The following is a 24,206-nucleotide window of genomic DNA, read 5'->3' on the forward strand; positions in this document are numbered from 1 at the left end:
CGGTGGCCCGGCGACGCGGGACCTCCACCATAAGAGGGCGTTTACAACAGATTTAGTGGTTTCTGTGATGGTCTGCTCCTGCGGTGGACCGGGGCTGTTGAGGCAGATGTGATGCAAGGTGTGGGAGTGGTGTCCCGGCGGGTGTCTTGGGCCTCCTCCTCCTGTTTCATCCCAGGGCGCCGGGTTTCCCCCTGTGTGCTTCGGGCGCCGGTCCGCGCGCCTGTGCCGGTTGGGTAGCCCGGAACCATGCCTGAACGCCGCCGATACCCGAGCGATCTGTCCGATGCGCGTTGGGAGCTGGTCGAGCCGGTCCTGACCGCCTGGCGGTCCGAGCGCCGCGGCCGTGGCCTGGACATCGGACGGCCACCGGACCACGACCTGCGGAGCCTGCTCGACGCCGTCCTGTACGTGAACCGGACCGGCATTCCCTGGCGCTACCTGCCACACGACTACCCGCACTGGAACACCGTCTACGCGTACTTCGCCCGCTGGCAGGAAGAAGGCGTCTTCGACCAGCTCAACACCCTCCTGCGCCGCCAAGTCCGCAGGCAGGAGGGCCGGGAGGAGGAACCGACCGCCTGCGTCATCGACTCCCAGAGCATCAAGACCTCCACCAACGTCCCCGCCTGCGAACAGGGCATCGACGCGGGCAAAAAGATCGTCGGACGTAAAAGAAGCATCGTCATCGACACCGTCGGACTCCTCCTGGCGGTCGTGGTCACCGCGGCGAGTGTGCAGGACTCGATCGCCGGCCAGACCCTCATCGACCGGATTGCCGCCGAGCATCCCACCGTCCGCAAGACCTGGGTCGACGGCGGCTACCGCCAGCACCTCGTCGAGCATGCCGCGACCCTCGGCATCGACATGCACATCGTCCGCCGCGACCCCACCACCAGGGGATTCACCGTCCTGCCCCGTCGCTGGACCGTCGGCTGGCTCATGAACCACCGCCGCCTGGCCCGCGACTACGAAGCCCACTCCCACCGCTCCGAAGCCATGATCCACCTCGCGATGATCAACCTCATGACCCGCAGAATCACCGCCGAATCCACCCCCACATGGCGCAGTCTGTGAATCGCACTCAACCCGGCAATCCGGGATCAAACAACGGGATGAAACGCCCTCTAAGTGCTCGCAACAAAGGCTGATCGCAGTCCGTACTCCTGGGTGGTGTGATCCCCGCCCGATCGACTCATCGGATGGCATACCCGTCCCACAGCGGGCCGCCAGCCAGGTCTAGCACCTCTGCCACGACCGCGGCGAAGACCTTCACGTCCCCGGCGATCGCCTGCGCGGCGGCTTCGGACAACGCGCGGTGCACCCGGGGGTCGGCCGCAGCCAGCCGCCGCGACAACCACTTGCCTCCACCGAGCCAGTGCCCGCCGACCAGCAGGACCAGCTCCGAGGCGCGCTGCAGCATGTGCGAGACCAAGTACACCCGCTCTGCAAGGTCCGCGCAGCCACGCAGGTCATCAAGCAAGTCGGTCAGGACGTACCGCTGGTAGTCACGCTCACGGACCGACAGCGGCGGGGGGCCCACGGCCCAACGCCTTCGCGCCTCGTCCTGAAGCGAAGCACCCAGCCCATCCGCGTCTACCAGGAGCAGGCCGTCAGCACACATGGCGAGCAGCGGGGAACTCCGCTTTGCGGTCTCCTGGTCGGCGAAGCCGTGCCAGACGGCCTCCGTTTGCACGAACAGCTCCACCGGCCAGCCGCGGTACACCAGGTTCTCCCGGCTGGGGGCGGGCGGCCCGTCCAAGAGGACCACGACGTCCAGATCAGATGTGGGCGTCCGGCGATCGGTCAGCACGCTGCCGGCGAGGAAGGCCGCCCGGGCGGCGGGAAATCGGTCCCGAACCAGTTCGCGGGCGGTGAGCACGGGGTCATCCATGATCGCAGCGTATGCGCCGGCGTCGGTCCCGCGGTTCGTACCTGCGGTTTCCTCGTGATCTTCCGACTACCGGCCAACGTGTGGTGTTGTCTCTGAAGGTCCGCCGGTTTCCCTGCACCGAGAATTCCTGCCCTCGGCGGACTTTGCCGAGCAGGTACCAGGCCTCACCCGCCGGTATGGATGGCGGACCGAGCGGCTGCGCCCAGCCCTCGCGTCCATCGGCCTCGCCTTGGCCAGCCGTGCCGGTGCCCGGATGGCCCGTGTCTTCGGAGCGCCGGTCAGCCGCAACACTCTCCTGCGGCTGATCACCTCGCTGCCGGACCCTCCTGAAAGCCCACTCAGGACCCGTCCTCGACGAGCCCGAACCCTTCCGGGAACCCCTCCAGGAACTCCCGTCGGGCCGGGTCAGAATCCGCTTCGGCCATCACCCCTAGCAAGTCGATCAGTTCCTGCCGCTGATCACCCGACAACATCACTTTCCGTGAGCCTCCACAGAAAGTGGACCAGAGCCGCTTCCAACCCGCGCAGCCGGCTTTCACCAGCGGCGCCCCGCTCATGCTGAAGCCGGAGCCGTCGGCCATGGCCGGGTAGCAGCGGGCCGCTTCAGGGGTCGCCTTTGTGGTAGCTCTTCCAGCACTCGGAGCCGTCCGCCGTCCACCCGCCGGAACCGTACTCGACCAGGGCACGCCGGGCCGCTCCCGCGCCGGCTCCCGCAGCGCGTCGACCACCTCGACCACCTCGGCGAGGTCCGTCGTTCCCCACGCCTCTCGCGTCGCGTCCGCGTTCGCGGCCGCCCTCGGACGGGGCCACGCCGCGCCGTTGGCCGGGCACCGTATCCCTACATTGCCGCCGTGTCGTACTGAGCCGCCCGGACCGGCGGGGCCCGATAGTGGAGCGGTGAGCGACTCGTCAGCGGGAACCGGACACGGCGGAGCGAGCGGCGAGGGCCGTGACGGCGAGGAGGAGCGCGTCGCGTGGTCCGGGCCGGAGGGCGCGCAGGCCTTCGCCGCCGTGGAGGCGGCCACCGACTGGCTCCTCGGGTACCCCTTCGTCTTCCGGATCCTGGCCGGGCGGATCGACAGCCGTCACGTCCTGGTGGACTACGGATGCGGGCCGGGCAAGGTCGCCGACCACGCGGCCCGGCTGCTCGGATCGCGGGTCCTGGGCGTGGACGCCTCCCCCGAGATGCTGGAGCTGGCCCGCCGCTCCGGGACCGCGGTGGCCGAGTACCACCTGGTCGCGGACGGCCGCACCCCCTGTCTGGCGGACGGCAGCGCCGACGCGGTGATGTGCAATCACGTACTGGCGTCGCTCCCGACGCAGGAGGCGGTCCTCGCGGTGTTCCGGGAGATCCGCCGACTGCTGCGTCCGGGGGCCCCGTTCGTCCTGCTGGCCACCGACCCCGCCTGCGGCGGTATCGAGTACGCCTCGCTGCGCATCGGTGATCCGGGCGAACGGTACGGTCCGGGCGAGGAGTTGGTCGTACGGCTGCGGCGCACGGACGGCACCTGGCAGGAGATGCCCAACCACGCCTGGCCCGTGTACGTCTACCCGCCGCTGCTGGCGCGCGCCGGATTCCGCGACGTCGTACAGATCCGGCCGACCGTGGACGAGGCGCTCGGCCTCGTCGACGCGGAGTTCGCCGCCGCCCGCAGCTGGGCGGCGGAGCGGGCGAGGCCACCGCTGGTGATCACCACGGCGCTCGCGCTCTGAGCGGACCCCGACCCCACCCGCTGCGGTCCGCGCTGTGGTCCACCCTGCGGTCCGCCGGCTTCCGGATGGCGACTCCGGCCCGGACGACGGGAGTTACCCCAGCCCTGGCTGTGGTGGTGCCGGGGAGACTAGCACTGCCAGGGCCACCCTCGTCCGGCCCGTTTCCCGGGCCCGCCCGGCACACTGGAACCCATGGACACACCCACTGGCCTGGGCGAATTCCTTCGCAACCGCCGCGCCCGGCTCCAGCCGGAGGACGTCGGACTGGCGGCGCCCGGCTCCCGTAGGCGCGTGCCCGGGCTGCGCCGCGAGGAGCTCGCGCTGCTCGCCGGCGTGAGCATCACGTACTACACGCACCTGGAGCAGGGGCAGAGTACGAACGCCTCGGACAGCGTCCTCGACGCACTCGCCCGCGCCCTGCGCCTGAGTCCGGACGAGCACGCGCACCTACGCGATCTCGCCCGGCCGCCCAAGGCCAAGCGGGCCCGGTCCCCGCGTCCGGAGCACGCGCGCCCCACGACGCGCCGGTTGATCGCGGCGATGCCACAGATCCCTGCCGTCGCACTGGACGGGCGCAACGACGTGCTCGTGTGGAATCCGCTGGGCCACGCACTGCTCGCCGGGCACCTCGACCCGGCGAGCCCGGACGATCCGGCCGCCCGCCCCAATCTGACGCGCATGCTGTTCCTCGACCCGCACACCCGGGAGCTGTACACCGACTGGAAGGGCGAGGCGCGCGTCGCCCTGGCCGCCCTGCGGCTGGTCGCCGGCCGCAATCCCGAGGACCGCGCGCTCGCCGAGCTGATCGGCTCGCTGATGCTGCAGAGCCCCGATTTTGCGGCGCTCTGGTCCCAGCACCCGGTACGGGACTGCACCGTGGGGACGAAGTCTCTGCACCATCCGGCCGTGGGTCCACTGACCCTGGAGTTCGAGAACCTTCACGTGGCCGACGGAACCGGCCACCGGATGCTGCTCTTCAGCGCTCCCGAGGATTCGCCGTCCGATGCGGCGTTGCGGCTGCTGTCGGGTCTGGTGGCCGATTCCGACCAGCAACTGCTCAATGATGCTCGCTCGGACGGAGTTTCAAGCATCTCTTGACATAGACAGGCTCCTGCGCTGCACTTTGGCCACTCCCTCCGGCAGTCACGGCCGGGGGGAGACACACCCATGCACTCCCCGACACCCACCACACCTGGGGACTGGCCATGCGCCTGCTCAGATTCCTGACCGCCTCCGCCTTAGCGGTTGCCGCGCTCTCCCTACCCGGTGCCACCACCGCTTCGGCTTCGGCCCCCGCCGCCGCCCTTGCCTCCGTCCCTGCCTCCGTCCCGGCCTTCGACCCGGTCGCTGCCGCCGGGGCGCCGCAGACCGTGCCCGCGCTGCGCCAGTGGACGGCCGGCAGCGGCACGTACGGCTTCACGAGCACCAGCCGGATCGTCGTGGATCCCGCCTACACGGCCCAGCTCTCAGACGAGGCGGCCACGCTGGCGGAAGACCTGGGCACGCTGGCCGGGCGTTCCGTGGCCGTCGTCACGGGGACCGCCTCCCCCGGCGACATCGGCCTGAGCCTCGGCGACGGTTCGCTGCCCGCCGAGGGCTACCGGATGACCGTGGGACAGAGCGTCGCCATCCAGGCGGCAACCGACACCGGAGCGTTCTACGGCACCCGTACCGTGCTGCAACTGCTGCACCAGTCCGCCTCGGTGGCGGCCGGTACGGCGGTGGACTGGCCGACGAAGCCAGAGCGCGGGCTCATGATCGACCAGGGCCGGAAGTTCTTCACCGTCGACTGGGTCAAACAGCACATCAAGGAACTGGCGTACCTCAAGCTCAACTACTTCCACTTCCACGTCTCGGACACCTTCGGCTTCCGCCTGGAGAGCGCGACCCACCCCGAGATCGTCTCCGCCGACCACTATTCCAAGCAGGACATCGCCGACCTGGTCGCGCTGGGGCAGAAGTACCACGTCACGATCGTGCCGGAGATCGACACCCCGGGGCACATGAACCAGATCCTGGCCGCCCACCCCGAGCTCAGGCTCAAGGACGGTTCGGGCACGGCGAGCGCCGAGTTCATCGACCTCTCGCTGCCCGCCTCGTACACACTGATCAAGGACCTGATCACCGAGTACCTGCCGCTGTTCCCGGCGGCGTACTGGCACATCGGCGCGGACGAGTACGTCACGGACTACAACAGGTATCCGCAGCTGCTCAGTTACGCCCGCGCCCACTACGGCGCGAACGCCACCGCCAAGGACACCTACTACGGGTACGTGAACTGGGCGGACGCGCTGGTCCGGGCCGCCGGCAAGACCACCCGGATGTGGAACGACGGCATCAAGGCCGGCGACGGCACCGTCACTCCGAACGCGGCCATCCTCGTCGAGTACTGGTACCGCTACGGTCTCACCCCGCAACAGCTGGTCGCGGCCGGTCACAAGGTCGCCAACGCGTCCTGGACGCCGACCTATTACGTGCTCGGGGGCGCGAAGCCCGACACCAAGTGGATGTACGAGAGCTGGACACCGGACACCTTCGAGGGCGGCAACGTCCTCGCGGACGGGGCGAAGAACCCCGGGTCGCTGATCCACGTGTGGTGTGACAGCCCGAACGCGGAGACGGAGACCCAGGTCGCCGCCGGCATCATGTACCCGCTGCGCGCGCTCGCCCAGCAGACCTGGGGTTCGCCGAAGCCGGTGGCCACCTACGCCGCGTTCACCCCGATCGTGGCCGCGATCGGCCACCACCCCGCCTGGCCCGGCACCTCGCAGCCGGGCAATCTCGCCCTCAACCGCCCCACCACCGCCTCCAGTACCGAGACCGCCGCCTTCCCCGCCCCGCTGGCGACCGACGGGGACCCCGGCACCCGCTGGTCGAGCGCCTACGCCGACCCGCAGTGGCTGGAGGTCGACCTCGGGTCCGGCCAAGCCGTCAACCGGGTGGTCCTGCGCTGGGAGGCCGCGTACGGCAAGGCCTTCCAGATCCAGCTCTCGGACGACAGGACCACCTGGCGCACCGCCTACTCCACGACGACCGGCGCGGGCGGGGTCCAGGACCTGACCGGGCTGTCCGGGTCCGGCCGCTACATCCGCGTGAACGCCACCCAGCGGGGCACCACCTACGGCTACTCACTGTACGAATTCGAGGTGTACGGAGGCCAGTTGAGCGGGACCCGTACGCTCACGGCAGCCGGGAAGGCGCTCGACGACCCGGCGAGCTCCACCTCCTCCGGGACCCAGCTGATCACGTGGACCCCGCACGGCGGACCCAACCAGCAATGGAAGCTGAACCTCAACGGCGACGGCGGCTACACCATGGTCAACGGCTCCTCCGGCCTCTGCGCGGACGTCGCGGGCGGCTCCACCGCCGCCGGCGCGGCCGTGGTCCAGGCCACCTGCGGCGCCGCCGACAGCCAGCGCTGGCTGATCACGGCGCTCGGCGCGGGCGAGTACGCGGTGACCAACAAGAAGAGCTCGCTGCGGCTGACCACCGCCTCCGGCGCGGACGGCGCCCTGGCCAGCCAACAGCCGGGCAGCGCTTCGGTCTACCAGCGCTGGCAGATCGGCTGACGGCGGGCACCACGCACAGGAGCGGTCGGCCCCGGACCTCCGGGGCCGGCCGCTTCCTCCTCGTCCGGTGGGGTGAGGCCGGCCGGTGGCGGTGTGCTCAGGCCGAGCGGGCCAGGGTCCCGCGGTGGACGGCGTGGGCGAAGGGGAGTCCGCGGGCGTAACGTTCCAGCTCCTCGGCGGCGCTGGCCGAGAGCCGTCCCAGCTCGTTGCCGAGGGACCCGGCGATGTGCGGGGTGAGCAGGACGTTCGGCAGCTCGTAGAGCGGCGAGTCCGGAGGCAGCACGTCGGGCTCGGTGACGTCGAGTACGGCGTGCAGTCGGCCGGAGACCAGTTCCGCGGTGAGTGCCCGCGTGTCGACGAGGGACCCCCGGGCGGTGTTGACGAGGGTGGCGCCGTCGCGCATGAGCGCGAGGCGCGCCCCGTCGAGGAGGTGACGGGTCTCGGGGGTTTGCGGCGCGTGGACGGTGACCACGTCGCTGCGGCCCATCAGCTCGTCCAGGGGGACCGGTTCCACCCCCAGGGCCCTCGCTTCCTCCGGGGCCAGGTACGGGTCGTGGACCAGCACGTGAGCCTCGTAGGAGCGCAGGAGCGCGATGACGCGGCGGCCGATGCGCGAGGCGCCGATGACGCCGATGGTCCGGCGGTAGTTGCCGATGCCGGGGTACAGCACGAGCGGGTCGAGCTGGCTGCGGGCCTCGCGGTAGGCCCGGGAGGTGGCGAGCACCCGTTTGTTGGCGAAGACGATCGCGGCCACCGTGTACTCGGCGACGGGCCGGGCGTTGGCCTCGGCCGCGCTGGTGACGTGGAGCCCGCGCCGCCAGGCGGCCTCGGTCATCAGCCCCTTCACGCTACCGGCGGTGTGGACGACCGCGCGCAGCGCGGGCAGGAGGGCGAGCGCCTCCTCGGTGAGCGGCGGGCAGCCCCAGCCGGTGAGCAGGACCTCCGCGTCGCGCAGCGGGGCGGGGTCGGCGGCGGCGAAGTCGGTGACCAGGAGGGCGGGATCGAGCCGGGCCACGGCACCCAGCCGGGCCAGGGCGGGCCCGTCGAGGAGGGCGTCCTTCGTGTTCCGGTCCATGGCGAGGACGGTGTGGGGCTTGTGGGGCTTGTGGGGCTTGCGGTTCACTTGACGGCTCCCGCGGTGAGTCCGGCGCGCCAGAAGCGCTGCAGGCCGATGAACGCGATGGCGAGGGGGATCACGGTCACCAGGGATCCGGTGATCGCGAGTGCGTACAACTCCGGGTTCTGGACGACCAGTTGGTTCCAGTTGTAGATGCCGAGGACCGCCGGGTACAGGTGGTGGTCGTTGAGCATGACCAGCGGGCCGAAGAAGTTGTTCCAACTGGCGGTGAAGGAGAAGAGGAAGAGGGTGATGAATCCGGGCATCAGCATGGGCAGCGAGATCGAGCGGAAGATCCGCAGTTCGCCCGCTCCGTCGATGCGCGCGGCTTCCAGGACCTCGCCCGGGACGTAGCCCTCTGAAAAGACCCGGGCCAGGTAGACGCCGAAGGGGTTCACGAGGCACGGGACGAGAACGGACCAGTAGGTGTTGACGAGTCCGATCTCGGAGGCGAGGAGGTACTGCGGGAGGGTGATGACGACGCTCGGTACGAGGGTGCCGATCAGGATGAGGCCGAAGAGCGGGCCCTTGCCGCGGAACTCGTACTTGTCGAAGCAGTAGCCGGCCGCGACGCTGATGAGCGAGGAGGCGAGCGATCCGAGGACCGAGTAGAGCAGGCTGTTGAGCAGCCAGCGTCCGAAGATGCCGTCGTCGTAGGTGAACACCGCTTCGAGGTTGTCGAGGAGGTGGAACTCCCCGAAGCTGAAGCCGGCGGTCCCGAAGAGGTCGGCCTGGTTCTTGGTGGCCGCGATCAGCAGCCAGGTCAGCGGCATGAGGGTGTAGAGGACCGCGACCAACAGCACGGCATTGACCACGGCCTTCGAGGCCACGGCCCCACTGCTCCGGCGCCGCCGGGCCGGCGTGGCGGGGGTCGTCCGTGCGCTCATGCCGAGCCACCTCGCTTTCCGATCCGGGTGACGACGTAGGAGAGGGTGCCCGCGACGAGGGCCATGAGGAGCGAGGCGGAGGAGGCGAGACCGTAGTCGTGGCGCTCGAAGGCCGCCTTGTAGATGAACATCATCGGAGACCAGTCGGAGCCCATCGAGCCCGCCCGCTGGGCGAGGAGCATCGGTTCGCTGAAGATCTGGACGACGCCGACGCACGTGAACAGGAGGGTGAGGGAAACCGCGGAGCGGATCATCGGAAGCTTGATCCGCAGGGCGATGCGCAGGCCTCCCGCGCCGTCCATGACGCCGGCCTCGATGACCTCGCGGGGCACGGCCTGGAGCGCGGCGTAGAAAATGATCATGTTGTAGCCGATCCACTGCCAGGCCGCGACGTTCACCAGGGAGGGCAGGACGCTTCCCGCGGAGAAGAAGTCCCAGCTGCCGCCCGCCGCCTCGATCCACTCCAGGACCGGGCTCAGGCCGGGGGTGTACAGGTAGATCCAGATGACCGCCGCGATCAGTCCGGGCACGGCGTGCGGCATGAAGACGGCGAACTGTACGAGGCGCTTGGCCCTGGCCGCCGCCGAGTCGACGAGCAGCGCCAGGGCGAGTGCGGTGCCGGTCATCACGGGGATGTAGAGGGCGCAGTACGCGGCCACGTGCAGGAAGGAGGACGTGAAACCGGGATCGGTCAGCGCCTTCGCGTAGTTCCCGAGCCCGCTGAAGAACCGTTCGGTGCCGCCGAAGCCCAGGCCCGAGGAGCGCTCCGAGAAGAAGCTCATCCAGACCGCGTAGCCGATGGGCAGGACGAGGACGGCGATGAAGAGCAGGAAGAACGGAAGGAGGAAGGTGGCCACCGCCCTGCCCTGGCCTGGCCTGTGCGCGCAGACGCGCGCGGTACGAGCGAGTGGTGCTGCCACCGGTGCTCCTTCTTGGTGTGGTCCGGAAGGGCGGAAGGAGGAGGGATGGGGAGGAGCGTCTACTTCGCGACGTTGAGGCCGCGTCCCTTGATGGCTTCCTCGGCCGCCTTCTGGCCGGCCGCGAGCGCGTCCGCGAGGGTTCCCTTGCCCCCGGCGTCCTGGATCGCGGTGTTGGTCGCGGTCTGCACCGGGCCCCAGACCCAGCCCGGGACGATGGTGTCGACCTGCTCACCGGCGATCTTGTAGACGTCGTCGCCGCCGAAGAAGCCCTTGTCGTCGAAGGCCGCGGCGGCGATCGTGCGCAGCTCGGGGTTGGCGGGCAGACTGCTGCTGGGCGCCTTCAGGCTGCCGATCCGGGCCTTGACGCCTTCGGGGCTGGTGGCCGCCCACGCGGCGAACTCGGCCGCCTCCTTGACGTGCTTGCTGCCCTTGGTGACGGCGTAGCTGGTGCCGCCGAACATTCCGGTGGCCGGGGTGCCCCAGTTCGGCAGTGGGGCCACGCCCCACTTTCCCGAGTCCTTGGCGAGGGAGGTCATCGTGCCGCCCGCGCTCCACGAGGCGCCGATGAAGCTGGCCATGGCCCCGTCCGCCTTGGCCTTGGCGAACTCCGGACCGTTGATCTTCAGGTTCAGCACCATGTCGTCCTTGACCAGGTCCTGCCAGTACGAGGCGACCTTCTGCGAGGGGGCGTCGTTGATGCTGACCTTCCAGGCGTCGCCCTCGGTGCCGTACCACTTGGCGCCGGCCTGCCAGGAGAGGGCGGCCAGCAGCGGCGCGTCGTCGTTCCCCCAGCCGCCGATGCGCACGTTCTTGTCCGCGGCCTTGATCTTCTCGGCGGCCGCCTTGTACTCGTCCCAGGTCTTGGGGACTTCGACGCCCGCGTTCTTGAAGAGGTCCTTGCGGTAGTAGAGGAGGTTCGGCGTCGCGTCGTACGGCACGGCCCAGGTCTTGCCGCCGAGGGTCACCCGCTCCTGGACTCCCTGGGGGAACTTCGCCTTCACCGTGGCGCCGGCCTGGGAGCTGATGTCGGCCAAGAATCCCTGGCTGACGAACTCCGGGAGGGTCGGGTACTCGATGCCCGCGACGTCGGGTGCGTTGCCGGCCTTGATCGCATTGCTGATCTTGGCGTACCCGTCCGGTCCGCCGGTGATGGCCGAGAAGGTGACCTTGATGTTCGGGTGGGACGCGTTGAACGCGTCCACCACCTGCTGGGCACCACCGGTCCAGCCCCAATAGGTCAGGTTGACCGGCTCCTTGGGGGTTTCGGACTTGGCGGCGGCGCCCGCGTCCTCACCGCCGCCGCAGCCTGTGGCGGTGGCGAGGAGGGCCAGCGAGACGGTGGCGAGGGCGACGCGGGAGGTACGGGAAGTGAGCTTCACTACTCTGCTCCTCAGATGCGAGCCGTCGATGCGGCGAGGTGATGCACATGATTCGGCCAGAGCAGAAGCGAGTCAATAGGAAAACAAGATTTAAGAAAGGAAAGCGAAGTCACGGTCGGGTTGCGCTGGACGCACGCACCCGCAGCTCGGGCAGGATGTCGATCCGACGCCGGGGCCGGCCCGGTTCCCGCAGTCGGCGCACGAGCAACTCCACGCCAGTGACCCCGACTTCGTGCTTCGAGGGTGCCACCGCGCTCAGCGGCAGATCCGCGAGGGAAGCCACCTCGTCGTCGTACGAGACCAGGGCGACATCGCCCGGCACGGACAGCGAGGCGCTCCGCAGCCGCTGCAACAACACCACGGCCTCGTGGTCGGGATGGACCAGCGCGGCGTCGACGCGACCGGCCCGTACCCCCTCGATGAACTCGGCCATCGCCTGCTCGTACGCGGCCTCGCCGGCGTCGTACTCGGCGAGGTCGAGGAAGAGCGCGGCGCCGGACCCCGTGGGACCGGCCTCGGCCATGGCCGCGTCGTAACCCTTCTTGATCCAGGGCGCGGTGGGGGTGCCACCGCGCATCACCAGGGCGATCCGGCGCCGCCCGGCGTCCAGCAGGTGCCGGACGGCCAGCCGGGCTCCGTAGCCGTGGTCCGTACCGACGTGCTCACAGGCGGACGCCTGCTGCTCGGGACGCCGCTCGACCAGGACGACGGGCACACCCAGCTCCTCGTACCACGGGCCGCCGGGGCTCCCCTCGGCGCCGACGCCGGAGGGGGCGAGCAGCAGGCCGTCGACGCCGTCCGCGACCATGCGCGCCGCCTGCGCCTTCTCCGTGTCCACGTCGTACGTCGACACGGCGAGGGTGAGCCGTACGCCCAGGACGTCGGCCGCTTCCCGGGCCCCCTTGATCACCTCGGGGTAGTAGTAGGCGGAGGAGGGCACGATCAGTCCGAGCGTCAGCGGCCGTCCGCCGGCCGCCCTGGCGGCGGACGCGCGCGCGGGTACGACGGCGGCCGAGCCGGTGCCGGTGCTGCCGCTGTCGGCGGCCGACGGGGTGACGGGCGCGGTCTCGGCCCAGTCCTCGGGCAGCATCGCACCGCCGTGCACCCGGGCCAGAAGCCCTCGCTCCGCGAGGACTTCGACGTCCTTGCGGACCGTCACCACGGAAACTCCGAGCTCCGCCGCGAACTCCGTGACGCGCATCGACCCCGCTTCTCGGACCCGGCGCAGGATCGCCTGCTGTCGTTCCTCAGCGTGCACGGTGGAGCTCCCCTCGACTGCGTCCCTGGTCGAGGTCAGCGTAGCGCGCGAAAGCCAAAACTTGCGTTTCCTTTCGAACGAAAGCATTGCACAGGTTATGACTGCCACGCATCGGGCTGTTCGCCTTCATGCGTCCACGCCTCCGTGCAGGCGGTGCCCCTCAATGCACGCGCCGCTCCTTCAGCCCTGGAAAGGGCTGAAGGTCACGGCCAGAGGTAGGTTCCGGTCATCCGGCGTCGGCGGCGCCGCAGTCCGGATGTCCCCAGCGGGAACCGAGCTTGGTGATCTTCTCTCCGGCGGCGTACGGCTTGCCGCACGGGCAGGTGCCGGGGAACTTCGCCTTGATGACCACGCCGCCGCGTGCGGCCCTCGCCTTCCCGGCGGTCGCGGCGCTCGCGGCGGCGGTCCCGGTACCCGGCGAGGTCCAGCGCGTCGACGTGCTGCGCGCGGGCGCCGGTACGGGCATGGCCTCGTGGCCCAGCGCGGTGCCGGCCGGTTCCTGGCTGACGGCCGCGTCGCTGGCCGCCTGGTCGGCGATCGCGTTCAGGTGGTCGCCGTCCTCTCGGTGCGCGGGGACGTAACGGAACTCCACGTCCCGGTCGGTCAGCAGCGCGTCGATGCTCTCGACCAGCTCCCGGTTCGCCACCGGCTTGCCTGCCGCGGTCTTCCAGCCGTTGCGCTTCCAGGCGGGCAGCCACTGGGTCACGGCCTTCATGGCGTACTGCGAGTCCATCCGTACCTGTACGGCCGTCCCCGGCGCCACCGCTTCCAGCAGCCGTTGCAGGGCGGTGAGTTCACCCACGTTGTTGGTGGCGCGGCCGAGCGGCCCGGCCTCCCAGCGCTCGGGGTGCCCGTGCGTGTCGGCGATGACCCAGGCCCATGCGGCCGGCCCCGGGTTTCCCTTGGCCGCGCCGTCACAGGCGGCGATGATGCGATCAGACATTCCCCGATCATGCCTCACCGCCGCGCCTACCCGCGCACGAGCCGTCCGCCTACCGGTGCGAGCGCGAGTCCGGGACCGGATGTGGATCCAGGCGAGCGGGCGGGCAGGCGGGCAGGCGGGCAGGCGGGCAGGGCAGGGCAGAAAATGGCAGGCCCGACAATTGACAGGGGTGACGCCATTGCTAGGCTCCGCCCATGAGTCAAGATCCGGCCGACGTCGGCGCCGACGTCGACGTCCGCGACGGCGTCACATCCCGCCCCGGTGTCGACTCCCGCGTCGACTCCGGCTCGGAGCCCGGCCTGCGCGAACGCAAGAAGGAGCGGACCCGCAAGCTGCTGCGCGAGGGGGCCGCCGCCCTCTTCGCCGAGCACGGCTTCGCGGGCACCACGGTCGCGGACATCGCCGCCTGCGCGAACGTGTCGGAGCGGACCTTCTTCCGCTACTTCGAGAGCAAGGAGGCCCTCCTGCTGCCCGACAGCCTCGACGTCTTCGGGTACGTGGAAGCCGAACTGGCCCGGCGCGCCATGGAGGAGGATCCGCTCGATGCGGTCTGCATCGCCCTGATCTCCGCCGCGGCCCCGTTCGCCTCCTCCAGCCTCACCGCCCTGACCCACTCCATTTCCGTGACGGGCGGCGAGAACGCGGTGGCCGCCCAACTCGTACAGCTCTTCGCCGATTTCGAGGACCGGCTCACCCTCATCGTCCTGGACCGGCTCCCCGCCGGCACTCCCGACGCCGACCTGCGCGCAGGGGTGATCGCGGGCGCCGCCCTGTCCGCCGTACGCGCCGTCCTGCGCACCCAGCGCCGGCGCCACGAGAACGGCACCGTCACCGATGCCCCTCCGTCCCACCTCCTGCGCGAGGCCTTCGGGATGCTGAAGCAGATCGGATCCACCCCGCAATGAAGCTCCGCCGCACCCCCGTTCTCGTCACCGCCGGCATCGCCACTGCGCTCGCCGCGGCGGTCTGCATAACCGACGTCGTGGTCGCACGCTCCGCCCAGGACCGCATCGCACGGGCGGCCGGCTGCCGCCTCGATGCCAGCGGACCCGTCAGCGCCGAGCTCACCGGCACCTTCGCCGGACTTCGCGCGCTGACGGGTGAAGTGGGCTCCCTCCACCTCGCGGCGCAGGGCGTGCACCGGGCCGACACCGAGATGAGCGTCGAGGCCGACCTCCACGACGTCACCCGCGACGGAGCGGTGGGCGGCGGCCGGGCGACGGCGACCATCCCCTACAGCTCGCTGCAGAAACGCCTGGCCGACTCCGCGCAGACCGGCGGCGAGGACTCCACCACCGCCGACCTGAAGGTGGGCGGCGACGCGAAGGGACTCACCTTCACCGGAACCGTGGGCCGCCTCGGTCTCCCCGTCACCGTCCGCGCGAGCACCAGCACCACGGCGAACAGCCTCACGATCACACCGACGACGGTGACCGTACTGGGCCGCGAGCTGCCCATCACCTCCCTGAGCGGGCTGCCGGGCGCCGCCGACCTGGCCGAGCGGCTCGCACCGCGGACCGTGGAAGTCGGCGACCTGCCCGCCGGGGTCCGGCTCACCGGCTCCCGCCCGACCACTGCCGGCCTCAGCCTGGATGCTTCCGTCGCCCCGTCCTCGTCCTCGTCCCCGTCCTCGTCCGTCTCCTCCTCCGCCTCTTCGTCCGCGGCGGACACGGACGGAAAGAGCTGCGCCACGGTGTAGCCGACTCGGTGTCCTTCCACGACGGAGGCGGCACGGCCACCGCCCTCACCCGCAAGGCCATCTACCAGGTCAAGGTCATCAAGGAAGCCGCGGGCGAAGCAGCCACGGCGGACAGCGAGCGGGCTGGCGGCTGGCGGCTGGCGGCTGGCGGCTGCTCCGGGCCACAGCACCGAGCCGCCTGGGTCCATTCCGCGCCCCGCGTCGAGCTGCTGCTGACCCCGTACGATCCCGAGCTCGACCCCGCGACCTGGAGCCGCGCTCATCGACGAGGTATACGACCGTTCGCCCACGGTGCGCGGATGGCCACCGCCGGGGCGAGGCGGTCATGTGATCAACCCGACAGAGCCTAGCCTCAGGGAAGGCGCAGCAGCTTCGCGGCGAAGGAGGGTTCGGACAGGTCCGTTTGGAGCGCCACGGGGACCTTCGTCGCACCGGGTCCCGTGCCGACCGTCAGCACACCGATCTCGGTGCCGGCCCGCGCCTCGCGCGGGAGGCCCTTCTCGCCGGTTTCCACGGTGAGTTCGAGCTTCTGTCCCGGCACGGCGACGACGGTCGCGTCCTGGGCGGCCACCACCGGGGTGCGGGTCCCGAGCCCGTCGTCGACGTAGCCGAGGACCTGGCCCTTCTTGACGGCTCCGGCCTTGGTCAGCGCCGCGCGGACCGCCTCGATGACCTTCTTGCTGTTGTCCTTGACGAGGATCAGGCTGTTGCCGCCGTTCGGATCGGCCCCGGTCACGTGCTGGTCGAGCATGGTGCCGAGGATCAACGGGGTCTTGTCGCCCACCGTTTTGTAGGCCGCCCACATCAGCGCGCCGCCGGCCGGCGTACTGGAGCCGGTCTTGATGCCCTTGATGCTGAGGGGGGACAGGAGCAGGTCGTTGTTGTTGATGATCCCCGTCGGGAGGCCCGGGATCGTGGCGCTGGGTAGCTGGACGATCGCCCGGAAAGCGTCGAACCGCATGACCGCTTCCGCCAGCTTCAGCTGGTCGACAGCCGTGCTCACGGTCTTGGCGTCGAGCCCGCTTGGGTCGGTGTAGGTGGTGGAGGTCATGCCGAGCGCCTTGGCCTCCACGTTCATCTTCTCCACGAACTCGGTCTCGGAATCGCTTCCCGTGTCCCAACGCGCCAGGAGGCGGGCGATGTTGTTGGCCGAGGGGATCATCAGCATCTTCAGCATGTCCTGCTGCGTGAACCGCGTGCCGGCCGTCAGCCCCTCGACGCGCGACTCGTTGTCCGAGGTGCCGTCGGCAACGGCCTTGGCGTCGACCGCGATCGGCGGACCCGCCTCGTCCTTCTTCAGCGGGTGGCCCTTGAGGACCACGTACGCGGTCATCACCTTCGCCACGCTGGCCGTCGGCACGGGCTTCTGCTCTCCGAACGTCCCGACGTCGCCCGCGCCCGCCACCCATACGGCGGCCTGCCCCTTCTCCGGCCAGGGCACCTCGAAATGACCGTCGAGGGTGACGGAGGTCGGGGCGCCCCCGCCGGCCAGGACGACGGCGGGCAGCGGCCGCAGCGCCTGTACGACGACGAGTACGCCGGCCAGTACGAGGAAGAGCGGCACCCAGATCTTGAACCGGCGGGCCACGCTCCGGGCCGGCGTCTCGGGCGGAGGAGGGGAGTTGGTGAGCCGGGCGAGCAGATCGAGCGGAGGCAGCGGCTGCTCGGCGGTCCCCTCCGGAGCGGGCGCCGGCAGCGCGGCCGGATCGGCCGAGGCGACGGGAGCGGGTGCGGGAGCCGTGACGGGACCCGTGACGGGCGCGGGCGCAGCAGCGGGAGCGGGAGCGGTTCCGAACCAGGAGACCAGAGCGGACTCCTGCGGGACGCCGTCCAGGGCTTTGAGCGGGATGAACGTACTCGTCCTCTCCCCGTCCGGCTCCGGCGCCGACTCCGAAGCCGGCTCGAGTCCCGGCTCAGACGAAGGCTCCGGTTCCGGCTCAGGCTCAGGCTCCGACTCCGACTCCGACTCCGGTTCCGGTTCCGGTTCTGGTTCTGGTTCCGGATCAAGCTCCGACTCCGGTACCGGATCAGACACGGACTCCGGCCCCAGACCAGGCTCCGACTCCGGCACAGGCTCCGGATCAGGCTCCGGATCAGGCACAGGCTCCAGTACCGACTCTGACGCCGACTCAGACTGCCGCTCCGAGCCCGACTCCGACCCCGGCCCCGACGCCGACCCCGGCGCCCGTCCCGGCTCAAGCTCCGGATCCGGTGCCTGCTCGGGGACGCGCACGACCTCCACCGGGTCCGGCGCGGGCTCCGGAGCCTCCGCGCCCTCGGGCGCGTCCGCCACCTCGACGGCATGCGCCGTCCCCGGTGCGTCCTCGTCCTCAGCCGCCGCTCCGTGGGGTCCGTCGCCCTTCACCGGTACCGCCGTCATCCCGTACACCGCCTTGCTCATGCCGTTCTCGATCACTCGGGCGCCAGTTTCCGCGCCCCATATGCGCGGATCATGCGCACAAGATGACCAATTCGTCACAGCCTTCCGGTCGCCCACCGTCATCAAACGATCATCCGGCCATCACGGCTCCGTCATGAGGAACCCGAAGACTCACTTCTCCCCCACGCGAGGCGCCTCCAGGAAGTCGGACACCGTTCATGAAACACAGGAGCCCCGACCCCACGGCACCCGGCAGGCGACGCCTGCTGGCCGGCGGCGGAGCGCTGCTCCTCGCCATGAGCGCCGGCCCACTGCTGGTCGCCAGGTCCGGCGAGCCCGATCCGCCGGACGAGGACCGCAACCCGTCCGGAGCGACCCGTACCTCCCCCTCCCCGGCCTCCGGCTGGATGCCCGGCGTGATCAGAAGACCGCTGGAGCGCAATTTCGTCGTCGGTGACCGCGACGCCCAACGCGGGCTCGTCCTCCACGTCCAGGAGGGCGAGGGTTCACTGTACGAGCGGTTCAACGAGCCCGGGATCAAGGCCTCCTCCCACTTCTGGGTCTCGCAGAGCGGAGAGACGGAGCAGTACGTCTCCGTCCTCGACCGCGCCTGGGCGCAAGTGGACGGCAACGGGTCGTGGGCCTCGGTCGAAACCTCGGGCTTCGGCACCCGGAAGCTCACCGAAGCGCAGGTCGACGCCGTCTCCCGCATCTACGCGTGGGGCGCCGCCGCCCACGGCTGGCCGGCCTCGATCAGCGACGCCCCCGACCAACCGGGCCTGGGCACCCACTCCATGGGCGGCGCCTCGTGGGGCGCCCACGCGTGCCCCGGCACCCTCCGGGCCGGCCAGCGCACCGAGATCATCCGCCGGGTGAAGGAGGGGCTCCCGCTCGCCGGATAACGCCCGATCGCAACGAATCGCCGCCGGAGCCGCCGGAGCCTCCAGAGCCGCCGGAGCCGCCGTCGGCGGCGTCTTCTACCTCGCCTGCCGGGCGGCCGAAAGTGGGCCGAAGGCCACGCCCCTTCCCGTACAGTCCGTGCTGCCGCCGATCCGGTGAGAGAGCAGAACCCCCAGCGGACGAACGAGGGAACACCCATGACCGTCGAATCCGGCACCGGCACCCGGCACCGCTCGCCGGCACCACCGGTGCCCGAACTGGATCCCGCCGTCGTGGAGCGGTGGCACGCGGGGGGCGGCGAGCTGATCGAGCTGCTGGCCCAGGTGTGCGGACGGCTCGGCGGCGTCGGAGCGTTCCGGCTCGGGGACCGGTCGGCGGGCGGGTCGGAGGCGGGGGCGCGGCCGACGGTGCTGGTCACCGGGCCGCAGGCGATCCAGCACGTGCTGGCCCAGCATCCGCAGCGGTACGTCAAGCGCTCGCACCGCGCCCGCCTGCTGATCGGCGACGGGGTGCTCGCGGCCACCGGCGAGGCCTGGAAGCGGCAACGGCGCGTCCTGCAGTCCCAGTTCACGGGGACCGGGATGCGCCGCTACGAGCAGCGCATCACCGAGGCGGCGCGGACCACCGCCGGGCGCTGGGCCGCGTACGCCCGCAGCGGGCAGGTCCTGGACGTCGGCGAGGAGATGCGGCGCTTCGCCCTGGACACCATCTGGCGCTCCCTGACCGGGTATCCCCTCGACGAGGACACCGAGCGCGAACTGGCCGCCGTAGCGGCCGTGGTGGCCGCGATGCCGACGCTGCCGGCCGATTCGGCCGACGCCGGCGAAGCCGTGGGCGCCGAGCTGGCCCGCATCGACGCCGTCGCCGGGCACGCCATCGCCACCGCGCGCCGCGGCGCGGTCGGTCCGGACGGGCCGGGGCTCTTGCACCTGCTGGTGGAGGCTTCGGCGGAGCGGCCCGAGTACACCGACCGGCTGATCCGCGACGAGCTCGTCACGCTGCTGGTCGCGGGGCACGAGACCACCGCCACCACGCTGACCTGGCTGTACCTGCTCCTGGACCGCCATCCGGAGGCCCGCGAGGAGGCCCTGGCGGCGGGCGGCGACGGCTCACCGGAGCGCCGGGAGGCCATCCAGGCCCTGGTCAACGAGACGTTGCGGCTGTACCCGTCCGCGTGGATCCTGCCCCGCCACGCCGTCGAGGACGACGTCCTGGGCGGCTACGCCATCGCGGCGGGCACCGATGTGGTCGTCTGCCCGTACCTGGCGCACCGCGCTCCCGAACTGTGGCCGGAACCGGAGCGGTTCGATCCCCGGCGCTTCACCGCTCCGGGCGGGCGTCCGGCCGTGTCGGGCGGGTACGTGCCCTTCGGCCTCGGGCCGCGCGCCTGCCTCGGGCTGCAGTTCGCCCTGCGCGAGTCGACCGTACTGCTCGAGCACCTGCTGCCCGCCTACGCGCCGGACTTCCACTCGGTCCCGGACAAGGCCGCGTACAGCATCACGGTCCGCCCCGACGGACCGACTCCGGCCACGCTCAGCGGTCGGCGAGGCGGCGGCTGAGCCATTCCAGCGACGGCGGGATCTCGCGCTTCCACGTGTTGAAGCTGTGCCCGCCGTGGTCGAGGGTGATCGACGAGACCTGGGCGGGGGCCTTCACCTTCTGGATGAACTTCTGCGTCGCCTGGTAATTGTCCTCGCCCTGGAGCGAGGTGGTGACGAGGAACGAAGTGTTCCCCTGGGGCAGGTGGTCCAGGCTCCACAGCAGGTCGGAACGCTTCTGCTCGTCCGTGTTGCCGTGGAAGAGGTCGCCCGCGCCGTAGCTTTCGGGCTCGTAGTCCGCGGACAGACCCACGCCGGCCGAGTAGGTCTCCGGGTGCTCCAGTGCGATCTTCAGGGCGCAGTAGCCACCGGTGGAATCGCCCATCATTGCGAGGTACCGGGGCGAGGCGCCGATCCGGTAGGCGCCCGAAAGGGCCTTGGGGAGGTCGGTCCCGAAGAACGTCTCGGTCTGCGGTCCGCCCGGTATGTCGATGCACTGGGTGTTGCGCGGCGGGGAGACCGTGGGCCGCATCAGCACCAGGATCATCGGATTCGCCTTCTTCTCCCTGGCCAGCGTCCACGCGGTCCTCGGGTAGGGCAGCGGCTTCAGCAGGTTCTCCGCCGTACCGGGGTAGCCGGTGAGGACGACGGCGGCGGGGAAGACCCGGTGCTCGTTGCCCTTCTGGAAGTACTCCGGCGGCAGGTACACGTAGGCCGGGGTCGCGATCTTGGACCGCTCGCCCTCGATCAGGACCTTCTCGATCTCGCCGACCACCTGCTTCGTCCCGCTGCCGGGCACGTCCGGCTTCTGCCGGCCGGTCACCCGCACGGACGAAGTGCCGGGCCCGTCCTGCGCGCTGACGGTGGCCGCCTTCTCCCGCCCGACCAGTTCCGTCCAGGAACCGTAGATCAGGAAGCTGCGGTTCGCCGCGAGACCGACGGCGGACAGCACGAGCACCTGCACGGCGAGGACCAGGCCCATCCGCCCGAGGACCCGGCGCCACCCCGCTCTCGCGAAGCGCGGCCACCACCGTACGGCGGCCGCGAACATCAGTGCCGTGGCGAACAGGACGACCACGAAGAGCGTGTTGCTGGTCAGACTCACGAGACGGGAGGCCTTCTGGGACGGTTCCGCTGGGAACGGGCTTCGGCGGCGCACCGCTTCCAGGTGCACATCAAGCTAGACCGCCGCGCGAACCGATCCGTTGCCTCACAGGAGCATCTGATGATCACGGCCCCGCGGTCCGGCCGCGCCACCGGGGGCGCACGAGGACGCCTCCGATGAGCAGGGCGCCCGCTGCGGTGCCGGCGAGGCCGGCGCTCAGCCCCTCGGGGAGGTACGAGCAGGACAGCCGGTCGGCGCCGCCACTGCCCAGCGGGACGCCGAGCAGGCCCTGGTACGAGACCGGGGCGCGGGCCGGGCCGCCGTCCACCGAGCAGGTCCAGCCGGGGGACGCGGTGGTGGCGATGACGGCCGTGCCGGTCGAGCCCTCGGGGAGCCGGGCCTCCAGGGTGTGGCCGCCGGCCGTGACCCCGGTGGCTCCGGTGGCCTTCAGGCGGGCCACGGCCGCGTCGAAGGCGGCCTGGTCCAGGCATCCGAGTACGTCGGGCGGGAGGATCTGGCCGTCCTGCGGGGTGTGGACGGAGAAGGTGAACCGGCCGTCGGTCCCGGCGGCGCCCAGCTCCTTGAGCGGTGCGCTGACGGCGGGCGGCTTTCCGTAGAAGCTCTCGCGGCGGGCCGTGCCCTCGGCCTGCGCGGTCGCGTTCAGGTCCGGCGCGTACAGGAACGCCCGCTCGCCGGGGGCGCAGCGGGCTGTGAACGCGGTCCAGTGCTCGGCGCCCTCGCCCGCGGCCCGGGGCAGTGCGAATCCGCGCCCGGACGCGGGCGCGGGGGGCCCGCCGGCGTGGGAGAGCGCGGGCACGGTGTAGACCCGGGCGCCGAGGGCGGCCTGACGGCGGGCCCAGACCGAGCCCTCGGGGGCGCCGTAGGCGTGGTCGCTGCCGGGCGCGCGGACGGTGACCAGTGGCGGGGCGGGCTGGGAACGGGCGGTGACCGCGTCCTCGCCGACCGGCTCCAGGACGGTGCCGATGCCGAGGAGGGCGCGCAGGACGGGGTCGGGTGCGGGCCACAGGTGGCGGCCGCCCATGGCCTGGCCGAGACCCAGGCCGCGCAGTCCGCGCGCGGTCTCCACGCTCACGTAGCTGCTGTAGTAGGCGCCGCCCTGGCCGCCGACGAGCATCGCGTCGTTGTCGGTGACGAACACGTCGGGGCCCGCGTCGGCGCGGGTGGCGGGCCAGTTCTCGCGTTCCCGCAGGGCTTGGTGGGCGTCGGTGCCCAGCGCGGTCATGGTCTGGGGGCGGGCGGGGCCGCGCCGACGGGGGTCGTCGACGACGGCGTTGCCGTAGACGGCGTGGGCGGTGCTCGCGAAGACCGAGACGGCCAGCAGCACCATGACGCCGATGCGGGCGGGGCGGCGCAGCCCGCGCGCGTAGAACAGCAGCAGGACGAGGGTGGTGGCGCCGGCGGCCAGGACTCCGATGAGGGCGTACCGGTTGACGGGCGGCTGGTCGTAGGTGGCCGCGACGAGCAGGACCAGCAGGGCGGCTCCGCCGAGCAGGGCCCGGGGTCGGGGCATGTGGGCGAGGCAGATCCATGCGGCCATCGCGAGCATGCCGCTGAGGACGAAGGACTCGCGGAAGGGCGCGCCGTGCGGGAGGGCCCCGCCCTGCCAGAGCCTGGCGGTGGGGGTGACGACGAAGGAGATCGCGGTGAGCAGCAGGAGCCCGAACCAGGCGGCGCGTTCGCGGACGCGGACCTTCGACTGGAAGGGCAGGGTCAGCACGAGGAGGAGGACGAGCACCCCGGCGTAGATGTTGGGGGCGGGCGGACGGGGGTGCGTGCCCGGTATGAGCATCGAGAGGTACGCCAGTGGGTCGGTGCGCACGCTGAGGACGTAGAGCTCGGTGGGCTGGGCCCGCTGGTTGGCCAGCGCGCACACCAGGACGGCGGGCGCGGCGAGCAGCAGCCCGGTGGCGGTCATGGTGGCGGCCCGCCACAGGGCGCGGCCCCGGGTGCGCTGGTCGGTGTCGGCGAGCAGGAGCCGTACGAGGAGGACGAGCGCGGTGGCGAGGGTGGCCATGGCGGCGGTGTAGAAGTTGGCGAACCAGCACAGGGCCACGAGGAGGCTGCCGAGGACCCAGCGGCGGCCGGTCAGGCACCAGTCGGCGGCGAGGCCCAGCATCGGTATCGCGACCAGGCCCCAGGTCCACATCGGGACGACGGCGCCCTCGGTGACTCCCCAGCCGCACACCGCGTAGCCGACGGAGAGCAGGGCGCGCAGCCACGGCGAGCCGGGGCGCAGCCGGCCCAGGTAGACGGTCATCAGGGCGGCGGCGAGGCCGATGCTGAGAAGGCTGACGAGGTAGACGGAGAACTCGGCGTGGTGGCGGGGCAGGGCGCCGGTCAGCCAGGAGAACGGGTTGGTCAGATAAGTGAAGAAGTCGCCGAGGAAACCGACGCCGTAGCCGCTCTGCCAGTTGAAGAGCAGGTCGCCCTGGGCCTTTCCGTGCTGGAGGTCCCAGAGGTGGGTGTGGAACGGTACGTATTGGTGGCGCAGGTCGTTGTCGGCGCGCGGGATCGATCCGAAGGGATACGTTCCGCGAACGGCGAGACCGGTGGCGTAGGCGGCCATCGATATGAATGCGGCGACGAGAGCGGAAAGGAATTGTATATTCCGCTTTACCCCGCCGACCTGGCCTTCAGCCCCTCTGCGCCGCCGTGCGAGGACGGGACTTTCGACAGGAGGAATCGACGTGGCGGTCATCTGGCAAACCCTTGTGCGCGATTTATCGGCCACGGGCAGGCCGCCTATTGATCGCACCCTATGTACCGAGCCAAAAGAATTACGCACCGACCCCAAAGAATATGATCGCCATCACGAGCACATACAGAACAAATGCGCACATAAAGGAGATAATCGCACACCGACGCCGCCGCTTATCGCACGGTCGG

Annotated in this window: 20 protein-coding genes; 9 read left to right on the plus strand and 11 right to left on the minus strand. The window is 70.9% G+C overall.

The window, feature by feature from the left end; all coding sequences use genetic code 11:
- Nucleotides 1-246: 246 nt before the first annotated feature.
- Entirely contained in the window at nucleotides 247-1,074 is an 828-nt protein-coding gene (locus J7E97_RS23655; RefSeq protein WP_215030719.1) for an IS5 family transposase, read from the plus strand.
- Between the two features lie 118 nt (nucleotides 1,075-1,192).
- Here the strand turns inward: J7E97_RS23655 and J7E97_RS23660 are convergent, their stop codons facing one another.
- A complete protein-coding gene (locus J7E97_RS23660) occupies nucleotides 1,193-1,891 on the minus strand; it encodes a nucleotidyltransferase domain-containing protein (RefSeq protein WP_215030724.1) in 699 nt (232 codons plus the stop codon).
- 338 nt (nucleotides 1,892-2,229) lie between these two features.
- Nucleotides 2,230-2,472 carry a hypothetical protein gene (locus J7E97_RS23665; RefSeq protein WP_215030887.1) on the minus strand — a complete coding sequence of 81 codons (243 nt, stop codon included), beginning with the start codon at nucleotides 2,470-2,472 and terminating at the stop codon, nucleotides 2,230-2,232.
- A gap of 316 nt (nucleotides 2,473-2,788) precedes the next feature.
- On the opposite strand from J7E97_RS23665, the gene J7E97_RS23670 reads away from it, so the two are divergent.
- From J7E97_RS23670 to J7E97_RS23680, 3 genes are all read left to right on the plus strand, one after another.
- Entirely contained in the window at nucleotides 2,789-3,604 is an 816-nt protein-coding gene (locus J7E97_RS23670) for a class I SAM-dependent methyltransferase (RefSeq protein ID WP_215030728.1), read from the plus strand.
- A 192-nt stretch (nucleotides 3,605-3,796) separates the two neighbouring features.
- The gene (locus tag J7E97_RS23675; protein WP_215030730.1) at nucleotides 3,797-4,702 is read left to right on the plus strand and encodes a helix-turn-helix domain-containing protein; all 906 of its coding nucleotides are present in this window, start codon (nucleotides 3,797-3,799) and stop codon (nucleotides 4,700-4,702) included.
- Between the two features lie 107 nt (nucleotides 4,703-4,809).
- Nucleotides 4,810-7,173 (plus strand): family 20 glycosylhydrolase, encoded by a 2,364-nt coding sequence (locus J7E97_RS23680; RefSeq protein WP_215030732.1) that lies wholly within the window; start codon nucleotides 4,810-4,812, stop codon nucleotides 7,171-7,173.
- Between the two features lie 97 nt (nucleotides 7,174-7,270).
- Here the strand turns inward: J7E97_RS23680 and J7E97_RS23685 are convergent, their stop codons facing one another.
- From J7E97_RS23685 to J7E97_RS23710, 6 genes are all read right to left on the minus strand, one after another.
- A complete protein-coding gene (locus J7E97_RS23685) occupies nucleotides 7,271-8,248 on the minus strand; it encodes a hydroxyacid dehydrogenase (RefSeq protein WP_215030866.1) in 978 nt (325 codons plus the stop codon).
- Nucleotides 8,249-8,292: 44 nt separating this feature from the next.
- Entirely contained in the window at nucleotides 8,293-9,177 is an 885-nt protein-coding gene (locus J7E97_RS23690; protein WP_215030735.1) for a carbohydrate ABC transporter permease, read from the minus strand.
- Nucleotides 9,174-10,097 (minus strand): sugar ABC transporter permease, encoded by a 924-nt coding sequence (locus J7E97_RS23695; RefSeq protein WP_308346757.1) that lies wholly within the window; start codon nucleotides 10,095-10,097, stop codon nucleotides 9,174-9,176. The genes J7E97_RS23690 and J7E97_RS23695 overlap by 4 nt, the downstream gene beginning before the upstream one ends.
- Nucleotides 10,098-10,156: 59 nt before the next feature.
- Entirely contained in the window at nucleotides 10,157-11,476 is a 1,320-nt protein-coding gene (locus tag J7E97_RS23700; RefSeq protein WP_215030738.1) for an extracellular solute-binding protein, read from the minus strand.
- Between the two features lie 109 nt (nucleotides 11,477-11,585).
- Nucleotides 11,586-12,734 (minus strand): substrate-binding domain-containing protein, encoded by a 1,149-nt coding sequence (locus J7E97_RS23705; RefSeq protein ID WP_215030741.1) that lies wholly within the window; start codon nucleotides 12,732-12,734, stop codon nucleotides 11,586-11,588.
- A 226-nt stretch (nucleotides 12,735-12,960) separates the two neighbouring features.
- Nucleotides 12,961-13,677: a ribonuclease H gene (locus J7E97_RS23710; protein WP_215030744.1), complete on the minus strand. Its 717-nt coding sequence runs from the start codon at nucleotides 13,675-13,677 to the stop codon at nucleotides 12,961-12,963.
- Between the two features lie 194 nt (nucleotides 13,678-13,871).
- Here J7E97_RS23710 and J7E97_RS23715 point away from each other — a divergent pair, with 194 nt between their 5' ends.
- Genes J7E97_RS23715 through J7E97_RS23725 form a run of 3 tightly spaced genes read left to right on the plus strand, consistent with a single transcriptional unit; the run spans nucleotide 13,872 to nucleotide 15,726 of the window.
- Nucleotides 13,872-14,582, plus strand: coding sequence for a TetR/AcrR family transcriptional regulator (locus tag J7E97_RS23715; RefSeq protein ID WP_215030747.1), 711 nt, complete (start codon nucleotides 13,872-13,874; stop codon nucleotides 14,580-14,582).
- Nucleotides 14,579-15,376 (plus strand): DUF2993 domain-containing protein, encoded by a 798-nt coding sequence (locus J7E97_RS23720; RefSeq protein ID WP_215030750.1) that lies wholly within the window; start codon nucleotides 14,579-14,581, stop codon nucleotides 15,374-15,376. The genes J7E97_RS23715 and J7E97_RS23720 overlap by 4 nt, the downstream gene beginning before the upstream one ends.
- 8 nt (nucleotides 15,377-15,384) lie before the next feature.
- The gene (locus J7E97_RS23725) at nucleotides 15,385-15,726 is read left to right on the plus strand and encodes a hypothetical protein (protein WP_215030753.1); all 342 of its coding nucleotides are present in this window, start codon (nucleotides 15,385-15,387) and stop codon (nucleotides 15,724-15,726) included.
- 2 nt (nucleotides 15,727-15,728) lie between these two features.
- Here J7E97_RS23725 and J7E97_RS36180 read toward each other — a convergent pair whose 3' ends face one another.
- Nucleotides 15,729-16,964, minus strand: coding sequence for a D-alanyl-D-alanine carboxypeptidase (locus J7E97_RS36180; RefSeq protein ID WP_308346761.1), 1,236 nt, complete (start codon nucleotides 16,962-16,964; stop codon nucleotides 15,729-15,731).
- A 1,010-nt stretch (nucleotides 16,965-17,974) separates the two neighbouring features.
- Here J7E97_RS36180 and J7E97_RS23735 point away from each other — a divergent pair.
- Together J7E97_RS23735 and J7E97_RS23740 are read left to right on the plus strand one after the other, a co-directional pair.
- Nucleotides 17,975-18,658, plus strand: a complete 684-nt coding sequence (locus J7E97_RS23735) for an N-acetylmuramoyl-L-alanine amidase (RefSeq protein WP_215030759.1) — start codon at nucleotides 17,975-17,977, stop codon at nucleotides 18,656-18,658.
- Nucleotides 18,659-18,853: 195 nt separating this feature from the next.
- A complete protein-coding gene (locus J7E97_RS23740; protein ID WP_215030762.1) occupies nucleotides 18,854-20,215 on the plus strand; it encodes a cytochrome P450 in 1,362 nt (453 codons plus the stop codon).
- Here the strand turns inward: J7E97_RS23740 and J7E97_RS23745 are convergent.
- Nucleotides 20,190-21,299 carry an alpha/beta hydrolase-fold protein gene (locus tag J7E97_RS23745; RefSeq protein ID WP_308346763.1) on the minus strand — a complete coding sequence of 370 codons (1,110 nt, stop codon included), beginning with the start codon at nucleotides 21,297-21,299 and terminating at the stop codon, nucleotides 20,190-20,192. The two genes, J7E97_RS23740 and J7E97_RS23745, sit on opposite strands and share 26 nt — an antisense overlap.
- 124 nt (nucleotides 21,300-21,423) lie before the next feature.
- The gene (locus tag J7E97_RS23750) at nucleotides 21,424-23,886 is read right to left on the minus strand and encodes a YfhO family protein (protein WP_215030765.1); all 2,463 of its coding nucleotides are present in this window, start codon (nucleotides 23,884-23,886) and stop codon (nucleotides 21,424-21,426) included.
- Nucleotides 23,887-24,206: the final 320 nt, after the last annotated feature.

It is taken from the genome of Streptomyces sp. ISL-66 (genome assembly GCF_018614135.1).
Taxonomy (GTDB): Bacteria; Actinomycetota; Actinomycetes; order Streptomycetales; family Streptomycetaceae; genus Streptomyces.

Coding starts and splice junctions, on each gene's coding strand:
- J7E97_RS23690 (WP_215030735.1), bottom strand. CDS start 9,177: ATGAGCGCACGGACGACCCCCGCCACGCCGGCCCGGCGGCGCCGGAGC.
- J7E97_RS23665 (WP_215030887.1), bottom strand. CDS start 2,472: ATGGCCGACGGCTCCGGCTTCAGCATGAGCGGGGCGCCGCTGGTGAAA.
- J7E97_RS23710 (WP_215030744.1), bottom strand. CDS start 13,677: ATGTCTGATCGCATCATCGCCGCCTGTGACGGCGCGGCCAAGGGAAAC.
- J7E97_RS23720 (WP_215030750.1), top strand. CDS start 14,579: ATGAAGCTCCGCCGCACCCCCGTTCTCGTCACCGCCGGCATCGCCACT.
- J7E97_RS23715 (WP_215030747.1), top strand. CDS start 13,872: ATGAGTCAAGATCCGGCCGACGTCGGCGCCGACGTCGACGTCCGCGAC.
- J7E97_RS23740 (WP_215030762.1), top strand. CDS start 18,854: ATGACCGTCGAATCCGGCACCGGCACCCGGCACCGCTCGCCGGCACCA.
- J7E97_RS23675 (WP_215030730.1), top strand. CDS start 3,797: ATGGACACACCCACTGGCCTGGGCGAATTCCTTCGCAACCGCCGCGCC.
- J7E97_RS23680 (WP_215030732.1), top strand. CDS start 4,810: ATGCGCCTGCTCAGATTCCTGACCGCCTCCGCCTTAGCGGTTGCCGCG.
- J7E97_RS23685 (WP_215030866.1), bottom strand. CDS start 8,248: ATGGACCGGAACACGAAGGACGCCCTCCTCGACGGGCCCGCCCTGGCC.
- J7E97_RS23735 (WP_215030759.1), top strand. CDS start 17,975: ATGAAACACAGGAGCCCCGACCCCACGGCACCCGGCAGGCGACGCCTG.
- J7E97_RS23750 (WP_215030765.1), bottom strand. CDS start 23,886: ATGGCCGCCTACGCCACCGGTCTCGCCGTTCGCGGAACGTATCCCTTC.
- J7E97_RS23660 (WP_215030724.1), bottom strand. CDS start 1,891: ATGGATGACCCCGTGCTCACCGCCCGCGAACTGGTTCGGGACCGATTT.
- J7E97_RS23655 (WP_215030719.1), top strand. CDS start 247: ATGCCTGAACGCCGCCGATACCCGAGCGATCTGTCCGATGCGCGTTGG.